Origin of the sequence: Paractinoplanes toevensis, from assembly GCF_018332695.1 — a bacterium.
Taxonomy (GTDB): domain Bacteria; phylum Actinomycetota; class Actinomycetes; order Mycobacteriales; family Micromonosporaceae; genus Actinoplanes; species Actinoplanes toevensis.
In genome coordinates, this window is record NZ_BOQN01000006.1 from 20,745 (window position 1) to 28,766 (window position 8,022).

The window sequence follows — 8,022 nt, forward strand, 5'->3', positions numbered from 1 at the left end:
GCCCCGCCATCACGTCCGGCTCAAAGCCGCGGTGACATCGCCGTTGAACTCCAGGTCGATCATTGAGGCGATCGCGTCCAGCAGCTTGTTACCGGTCGCGTCCCGTTTCCAGCCCAGCAGCAACGACTTGGAATCGGCTACCGACAGGTTCCGCGAGAGTGCATCCGTCTGTGCACTGATCCCCAGGGTGGCGTCGTCCACCTGCGGAACAGCAAGCGCGGCGAGCTGGCTGGCTGCCGCCTCGACTTGTGCCGACCGGTCCTCGATACCCAGCGCCAAACCCTCACCGACCGCCAGGCCCGTCCGCCAGGTAACCCGGGACGGTGAGTGCACCTGCAGCGCGGCGTTCAGCCGGTCCGCCACCTGGTTGGCCAGGTTGGCGACGCTCGCCCCGATCCGGGCACCCATCGAGTCGATACCGCGCGCCAACCCGAGCGCGATCGCCTGACCCGGCGAGTACAACAGGGAATTGGCGTCCTTCGCGAGGGCGTTGTAGACCGGCACCCGCAGGTTCCCGGCGGTGATCCCGACGTTGCCCGCGAGGGACTTGATCCCGTTCGCCAAGGAGTTGGTGGCTGCCTGACCGTGGCTGTACAGCCACGTGCCCGCGTTGGTGATCGCCCCGACCACGGTCGACTTCACCGACCCTGCCGTGGAGGCCAGCGCCGGGAACCGTTCCCGGATCGCCTCGGCCAGCCCGTTGACCGCGGACCGGCCGTTGTTGACCAGCCACGATCCGGCGTCCTTCAGCTTGTCGACCACCGCGTTCTTGATCCGCCCGGCCGTGTCAGCCAGCGCGCCCAGCTTGTCGCCGATGCCGCCGATCAGACCTTCGACGATGTTGTGGCCGATCTCGGCGAACACTGTCGACGGGGACTTGATCCCCAGAATCTTCTTGACACCGATGACCAGCGGCCCGAACGGCCCGAAGTAGGGCACGATGTTCTCGAGGTTGAACAGGAACGCCTCTTTGATGCCCGCGGCGATCCCGGACACGATCGCCCGGCCGATGGTTTTGCCGGCGCTCTCGCCCTCGTTGTCGCCTTCGAGCTTCTTCAGGAAGTCGTTGACCGTCTTGGCAGCCTCACCGAACTTGGTGAGGCCTTCCTTCAGGTCGTCAACGAACCCGCGCAGTTGTGCCTGGTTCTTCGGGTCCGACAGGAATTCGTGGACCTTTTCGAGTCCCCGGTTGAACGAGTCGATCGCGCTGCCCTGCTGGCCCTCCGACCCGGTGAGGATCTGGAAGATGTCGCCGATGATCTGGGTGACCCGCTTGCCGGTGGTGAAAATGTCGTGCAGGGCCTCGCCAGCGCGGGTAAAGAAGTTCTGCAGTGCGCCGGACTGCTCAGCCCGCAGCACCCAGTTGGAGAACTGCTCGACAATCCCGGCGATCTCCTCGCCCAGCTTCTCCAGGAACGGCCCGGCCGCCTTCGACAGTGCCCCGAACGCGGGCACCAGCGACGTGGTGATGCTGTCGCCGATCCGGGCGATGCCCTGCCGGGCACCCTCGGCGCCGGCCTGGATGTCGGAGATGAACTTCGGGGTGGTGATGCTCGTGCCGAGGTCGCGGAAGAACTGGTTGAACGTGTCCGCGTAGCTGCCCAAGGTGGTCCTCAGCGCAGGGATCCACGCCCGGCCCACCTGCAGCACCGTCTGATCCAGGTTGCGGAACAGGCGCTCCTGCACGTCGAGGCGCAACGCCTCGAATGCGGGCTTCAGCGACTTGATCGCATCCACGAACTTCTGCGCGGCCGGGGCCAGTTTGATGACCTCTTTGGCCACCCCGCCCGCACCCGACGCGGTCTTCTCCTGGGCCGCGGCCAGACCCTCTTGGGCGCTCTTCAGCCCGTCGGCAGCCGACTTGACCCCGTCCAGGGCCGATGCCACACCGTCCTGCGCCGAGGCGAGGGAGTCGGCTGCGTCGAGGATGCCGTTCTGCGCATCCAGCACACCCTTCTGGGCGTCCACCACCGCGGCGTACGCGTCGGCCTGGTCCTTCAGCGCGTTCTGGACCTTGTCGGAGCCTTCGACGCCGGCCTTGGCCGACTCGTCGGACTGCTCCTGGAGGTCCCCGGTCGCGTCCTGGGCTTCCTCCAAGCTGAGGACCGCCCGGTCGTAGGCGTTCTGCGCCCGCACAATGTCGGGGATTTTCCCGGTCAGCTTCACCGAGTTGAGGTCTCGCAGGGCGTCCTCGACGGCCTGCGCGGCCTCCTTCTCACCCAGCTGGGCGCCACGCAGGCTGCGGTTGAGGTCCTCGATGTCTTCCTTGGCCTCACGCCGCGCCCGATTGACCGCCTCCTGCGCGGAGGTGGCACGCTGCTGAGCCTGCACGACCCGCTGCTCGGCGTCGACCAGGGACTGCTGGGCCTGAGCCACCCCACGCTGCGCCGCAGCCAGAGACCGTTCGGACGCCTCCAGTCCACGGTTCGCCGAGACGATGCCCCGCTTGGCCGCCTCCACCGCCCGTGACGCGGACGCGATCTGGCGGGCCTGCTGCGCTGCCTGACCGGCCGCGCCGCCCCCGCCACCACCCGACTTCGGCTTGAACGCCTCCGAAATGCCCTTGAAACCGAGACCGAGGGTGCCCACCACGGCACCCAGCCCCGACAGGGCCGCCGGGATCGCGGCCGCAGCACCCGCTGCCGCCAGCAGTGCCGGGCCGGCCAGGATCGCCGCCGCCGACAGGGCACCCATCGCCACCGCGGCGGCCGTCAACGCCGACACGATCGCGCCGACCGGGCCTACCGCGGCAGACAGTGACGCGCCCAGCTGCGAACCCACCGGCAGACCGGCGGACAGCAGTTGGGTGAAACCGCGGGCCAAGCCACCGACAGCCGTGCTGACCCCGCCGAGGCTCGGAGTCAGGCCCTTCAGGCTGGACGTGAGCGAGTTGAGGCTCTTCTGGTCGACGTCGACCTTGATCTTCTGGGTCTTCGTCCGGGCCAGCAGGGCACGCAACCGTGCCTCGAAGGTGGCAGTGTCCGGGTCCAGCTGGACGGGGATCTTCTGGCCGCGCAGCCGGTCCGACACCGTCTGGTTGTCGACGTCCACCTCGACCGGCACACGGACAGTGCCGACTGAGTCGCGGATCTGCTTGCCCAGGTTCAAGCCCTTGAACGCGGACTCGATCTCCTGACGGAGACTCTTCGCCAGGGCTTTACCCTCGGCCAGAATCTCAACCGAGACGGAGCCGACCACGGGGGAGGTCACAGCCACCCCCGAGCCAGGTCACGCGCCAGGTGGGAGCAGCCCGAGATTCCGCAGCCGGGTTGCCACATTGCCGCCAGGCGCCTTCACCGCGGCCGGCCGGTCGCCGCGACCTTGCCGGTCGGGGAGCTCGATCGGTTTAGGCTTCGTGCCCTTGCCGCCGCCGCGCTGCCAATTCGCCCCGGCCAGCCGCAGGTCGATCTGCCGCAGCAGCAGCGCCGTCATGTCCCATGCCGCCATCGGCCCGCGCAGTTTGCGGTGCAGCAGCGAATCCTCGTAGCCGGCCAGGCCGTGGATCAGGTTGAGGAGTTCCCGGGCGGGGAGGCGGCCAGAGCTTGATGCTTGGCGAGCCACTCCGCATCCGCCTGCTGCGCGAGCTGTGCAGCCGTGGGGGCAGCCTTGCGTGGCGCCCGCTTGGCTGGTTTCTTCGCCGTGGACCGCTTGCGAGAGGCGGAGCCCGTAGTGGCGCCGGAAGTCGGCCTCGAGCTCTTTCCAGTGCTCCCGGAGGAGCCGCTCGAGGCCTGCTCTTCCCCCGGCTTCACACCCGAGTGAGCGATCCACCGCTGAAAGAACAGTTCGATCTTCGAGCCGGGCTGCTCCACCTGCTCCCAGCGGGCCGCCTGCTCAGGGCCGAACAACCGCCGGAACAAGTTGTCGATCTGGTCGAACGTCAGCGACTCGGCGTTCTCCAATTCGGCCTGAATGCGGCGGTCGAGTTCTCCGATGTGTGGCAGCACCCACCGCTGGCCGGAGTACACGAACCCATACGGCTTGCGGCGGATCTCCGCGTAGGCGGCGTCGAGGTCGTCGAACTCCTCCACCTCGGCCAGCATCGCATCCAGGCTGGTCATGCGCCCGCCTCGGCGTTCGCCGCCACCTGTTCGCCGATCGACGGGGGCGGCCAGCCGGGGAGACCCTCACGCGGGTCACGGTCCGGCGCACCCCACACCTTCAGGTGCGCCTTCGGTGCCGACGGCACGGGCAGGTCGTTCGCCTTCGCGTCGTTGCGGACCGCGAACGAGCTCGGGGCGAGCAGCAGCTTCAGCAGCGGCTCGGCGGTGTCCTCATCGGTGGCCAACTCGTAGTCCAGCAGCGGCACAACGGCGCCGTTGACGGCGGCGGTCAGTGCGCCTTCGTCCGAGCGGACGACCTCGACGTTCACTTCGGTGGTCATGGTTCTCCTTCGCGGGATCGCGGGATAAAAGACGCAGCCGGCCTCCCGCGTGGGACCGGCTGCGTCGATCGGGGGTATGAAAAACGCCGCCCGGGTTCGGGTCGGCGTCAGCGGCTGTTGCCGGTCAGAGGGCGAGAGCAGAATCCAAGATCCACCGGTAACATGGATGGCCTGCCAGGTCGAGGTACGCGGTGAGTTCCCACTCGTAGATCGTGATTGCGCCCGACGACCAGATCTTGTCGCCTCGACTGGTGACCTCGCCGAGGGGGATGTAGACGCGCTCGGCCTTGTTGCCGTCGATGCCGTGCAGGATCCACTGCCGGATGTCGGACCCGGGCGGGTTTTCGGCGATGCTGACGCCTTCGGCGGTCTGGGTGATGGTGGATCCGCCGTACTGGACACCGAGGGTGATCAGGTTGGTCTCAGCCGCAGCGAATTTGAAAACCTTCTCGTACTCTCCGGTGATCTGGCGGGCAAGCTGGTTCTTCTGCCACAGGAAGATCTTCGTCCGATCCTGCGACGTCGTCTCGGTCAGACCGTCGTCCGTCACACCGCCGATCGCCTTGAAGGCAGTGTCAACCGAGCTGGACGCATCGATCGGCGCCATAGCGTTGGTGACACCGAAGTTCGTGCAGTAGACGGCGCCATCCACATACGCGCGCAGCTTGGTGATATCCGGAGCGGGGACCGCCATAGTCAGCCTCCTTCAGGCATGGCAGAGGCCCGGCGGTCGAATGGCGCCGGGAGAAAAAACCAGGAATGCGGAAGAAAGAGGTCGAACTACGCGGAGCAACCGACCACGATGATGTCGTAGGTGACCGTGCTGCCCGACGACGAGTTCGCCACCCTCAGCAGGTCTCCCGTCGCGGCGGTTACCACGTAGCCGGTCGCGTCGGCCGCACCTGCCACCAATGACAGGACGGCACCGGGCCGGACGGCGATCGTGTGGGTCGCAGCGCCGACCCAGGTGATGAACCCGTTCGACGCCGCTCCGCCGACGATCACGTTGTTGGTGTTGCCTGCCGCCGCCGCGATGATCAGAGCCTTGATCCGCACGAAGGTCAGTGCTCCGCCGAGCGCGTCGGTGAGTACACCGGCGAGGTCGAGATCCTCGTTCGCGGACGCGGCGAGGGTGCGGGTGTCGTGGAAGATCTTGTCGGCCTGTCCGGCGGCGGTACCGTTCGCGAGGTCGGCGGTGTAGGACTTGGCCACGTTCGCGACGGCGGTGCCGAGGTCGAGGGCCGCAGTCTGAGAAGCGGTCACCGCGAGCGTGAGCCTGCTGGTCAGTGGCATGAATTCCTCCGGGCATAGTGAAGGCCCGGCGGACCGCGCCGGGTGAGAACAATCGGTGGATCAGATGAGGCCGTGCAGGATCACGCGGTACGTGGCCTCACGGCGAAACTTCGGGTCCGGCGCCCAGAAAGGCCGGACGGTGCACGTCACCCCGGTCACGAACACGCCGCTTTCGAATGTGGTGCGCGGCAGGTCCAGGGTCATCGCCGGCCACACCTTGTTGGCGAGCTTCCGCGCGTGGTCGGCATTCGCCGCATAGGCCCCGATGTCGAGGAGGACGTCATCGAGAGTAAGGGCCAACGCCTCGCCGCCCTGCGCACGCTGCACCCACAGCCACGCCGCTGTTGTCCAGGCGTTAGGTGGCGGGCTCGGATCCATCCACACCTTCGTCATGGCGAGCTGCTCTTTCAGCCACTCGCCGACGAGGATCTCCGGGTCTGCGTAGCTCAGGCCGGTCACAGCCGTGCCGCCTTCAACGCGTTGCGCAGTGTGTGCCGTGCCTTCGTGCCGGGGTGGTGGACGCGGCGTACTGGATGAGCGCCGCCCGGCCAGGCCAGTGCCTTCTTGGTCTTCGGTTCGATGATGTGGGGTCGTGAGCCGAGCTCGAGCACCGCACTGTGGCCGGCCGTCGCGGTCACCCGCACACCGCCCCTGCCGCGCACCCGGATTCGGTCCCGCCGCAGCCCTCTCCGGTAGGCGCCGGATCGTTCGATCACCGAGAAGCCGGCGGCGGAGATGACCCGGTCGCCACGCTTCTCCAGGTTCCGGTAGACGCCCTCGAGCTGGGTGGCCGCGTTGATCCCGGCCCGGTTGATGCGCACCTTCACCCGCATCGCGCACCTCCTGCGTCACCAGTAGGTGGAGTAGTCCCAGCGGCAGTCGGCGGGCGGGAATTGCCACATCGGTGCCACTTCCAGGCCGAAATCATCGGTGCCGTTGCTGGCATTGTTCGCGTCGATGAGGTCCTTGAGCATGACGTCGAGGCGCTTTTCGAGGTCGTTGGCGCGTTGCAGTGACTGGTCGTCGTCGGGATAACCGCGTTCGATGGCCGCCGCTGCGTACAGGGCGACCACAACGGATGCTGCAGGGCCCATCGAGTCGGCCAGGGGTGCGGCCCGAGCGCTCACCCATGCGGCGCCGTCGGCGATCAGGCGGTCGACCTGCAGCCCCGTGGGTGTGGTGTCTGTGCCGAAGCTCATCTCGTAGACGTCTTCGCTGCTCTGGCTGGTCGACAGCGAACGTTGCAGCGTCCGATGCGGTACGTAGTTCGCGACTCTTGACCTGCCCGGCCACCAGGTCGGCCCACCCGACGTCGCGGACTGGACGACGTAGACCTCGAAGTCCTCGGCGCCCTCACCAGTGCCAGACACCGCCCATCGCAGCACCCAGCGCCCGGCCGCCGAATACTCGACGGGCTGGTCGGCGGTCCACGTCTGCGTGTACTCGACGGGGCTGGTGTCCGGGATCGGCACCAGGACGTCGGGAGACACGGCGACCGAGGTGCTGGTTCCGTTCGGGGCGGTAACGGTCAGCGTCGCCACGGTCGTGTTGTCGGCCGGCGCCACTTCCAGGAAGGGAAGCTCGGCGTCACCCACACCCACATCTGTTGCCACCACGCCCCCGATCTACTCGATGCCGCGGGTCGCGCCGGCCAGCAGCCGGGACCGGCGAGTACCCGCGCGCAGAATGGGCCGCCAGCGCGGAACGTAGGAGGGCACACCGGAAGCAGTGGCTGTGAGCGCTGACGCGGCGGCCAGTTGCGCAGTGGCCGGCCGCTGGGCGAAGCCGTCACTGTTGAGGTTCGTCGCGGAGACAAGGTCGGCGCTGCCGCTCGAGGTCGTTGCAGCAGCTGCGACCATCGCGCTGGCTGCGGTCATGCCCGACGTGCCAGATCGGATCGGCACGCCGGCGGCGGTGAGCTGACTGCCCGCGGTGAGGCTCGCGGCTCCCGCCTTGACCGTCACTGCGGACGCTGTGAGCCCGGAAGCGCTGGTGAGTACTGCTGCCCCTGCGGCGGTGACCAGGCCACCTGCGGTGAGTCCGCTGGTAGCGGTCATTGCGGCACCGCTGGACGGGGTGACGGTTGCCGCGCTGGTCAGCGACGAAGCCGCAGTGAGGGCTGCTGCGCCCGCCGTCGTGGCGGTGGCCGACGACGTCAGGGCCGAGATGGCCGAAAGTGCCACCGCGCCTGCTGCTGTGACGGCCCCGGCGGTCGTGAGTGTCGACGCGGCGGTGAGTTGTGCAGTGCTCCCGGAGCTGGTGACACCTGCTGCGGCCAGCGTCGAACCTGCGGTCATCGCCACGGCGCCTTGTTGCACGCGCGTCGCCCCGGCGGTCAGGTCTGAGCC

10 protein-coding genes are annotated in these 8,022 nt (G+C 68.0%); all 10 read right to left on the reverse strand.

Annotated elements, in window-relative coordinates; all coding sequences use genetic code 11:
* Window positions 1-9: 9 nt before the first annotated feature.
* Window positions 10-3,210 carry an HlyD family secretion protein gene (locus Ato02nite_RS02720; RefSeq protein ID WP_213004732.1) on the reverse strand — a complete coding sequence of 1,067 codons (3,201 nt, stop codon included), beginning with the start codon at window positions 3,208-3,210 and terminating at the stop codon, window positions 10-12.
* An 18-nt stretch (window positions 3,211-3,228) separates the two neighbouring features.
* On the reverse strand, window positions 3,229-3,432 hold the full coding sequence (locus tag Ato02nite_RS02725; RefSeq protein ID WP_213004733.1) for a hypothetical protein: 204 nt from the start codon (window positions 3,430-3,432) through the stop codon (window positions 3,229-3,231).
* A gap of 71 nt (window positions 3,433-3,503) precedes the next feature.
* Window positions 3,504-4,058 (reverse strand): hypothetical protein, encoded by a 555-nt coding sequence (locus Ato02nite_RS02730; protein ID WP_213004734.1) that lies wholly within the window; start codon window positions 4,056-4,058, stop codon window positions 3,504-3,506.
* Entirely contained in the window at window positions 4,055-4,381 is a 327-nt protein-coding gene (locus Ato02nite_RS02735) for a hypothetical protein (RefSeq protein ID WP_213004735.1), read from the reverse strand. Before Ato02nite_RS02735 ends, Ato02nite_RS02730 begins: the two co-directional genes overlap by 4 nt.
* Before the next feature lie 124 nt (window positions 4,382-4,505).
* The gene (locus tag Ato02nite_RS02740; RefSeq protein ID WP_213004736.1) at window positions 4,506-5,075 is read right to left on the reverse strand and encodes a phage tail tube protein; all 570 of its coding nucleotides are present in this window, start codon (window positions 5,073-5,075) and stop codon (window positions 4,506-4,508) included.
* 86 nt (window positions 5,076-5,161) lie between these two features.
* Complete coding sequence (locus Ato02nite_RS02745; protein WP_213004737.1) at window positions 5,162-5,674, reverse strand: hypothetical protein; 513 nt, start codon at window positions 5,672-5,674, stop codon at window positions 5,162-5,164.
* Between the two features lie 60 nt (window positions 5,675-5,734).
* Window positions 5,735-6,133, reverse strand: coding sequence for a hypothetical protein (locus Ato02nite_RS02750; RefSeq protein ID WP_213004738.1), 399 nt, complete (start codon window positions 6,131-6,133; stop codon window positions 5,735-5,737).
* Window positions 6,130-6,507: a hypothetical protein gene (locus tag Ato02nite_RS02755; RefSeq protein WP_213004739.1), complete on the reverse strand. Its 378-nt coding sequence runs from the start codon at window positions 6,505-6,507 to the stop codon at window positions 6,130-6,132. The genes Ato02nite_RS02750 and Ato02nite_RS02755 overlap by 4 nt, the downstream gene beginning before the upstream one ends.
* A gap of 15 nt (window positions 6,508-6,522) precedes the next feature.
* Window positions 6,523-7,269 (reverse strand): hypothetical protein, encoded by a 747-nt coding sequence (locus Ato02nite_RS02760; RefSeq protein WP_213004740.1) that lies wholly within the window; start codon window positions 7,267-7,269, stop codon window positions 6,523-6,525.
* Window positions 7,270-7,299: 30 nt separating this feature from the next.
* The coding region (locus Ato02nite_RS02765; RefSeq protein ID WP_213004741.1) for a hypothetical protein at window positions 7,300-8,022 on the reverse strand (723 nt) is incomplete at its 5' end.

What these genes read in the sequence shown, in the direction of transcription:
- Ato02nite_RS02725 (WP_213004733.1), bottom strand. Translation starts at nt 3,432, where the DNA reads ATGACGGCGCTGCTGCTGCGGCAGATCGACCTGCGGCTGGCCGGGGCG.
- Ato02nite_RS02730 (WP_213004734.1), bottom strand. Translation starts at nt 4,058, where the DNA reads ATGACCAGCCTGGATGCGATGCTGGCCGAGGTGGAGGAGTTCGACGAC.
- Ato02nite_RS02735 (WP_213004735.1), bottom strand. Translation starts at nt 4,381, where the DNA reads ATGACCACCGAAGTGAACGTCGAGGTCGTCCGCTCGGACGAAGGCGCA.
- Ato02nite_RS02740 (WP_213004736.1), bottom strand. Translation starts at nt 5,075, where the DNA reads ATGGCGGTCCCCGCTCCGGATATCACCAAGCTGCGCGCGTATGTGGAT.
- Ato02nite_RS02745 (WP_213004737.1), bottom strand. Translation starts at nt 5,674, where the DNA reads ATGCCACTGACCAGCAGGCTCACGCTCGCGGTGACCGCTTCTCAGACT.
- Ato02nite_RS02755 (WP_213004739.1), bottom strand. Translation starts at nt 6,507, where the DNA reads ATGCGGGTGAAGGTGCGCATCAACCGGGCCGGGATCAACGCGGCCACC.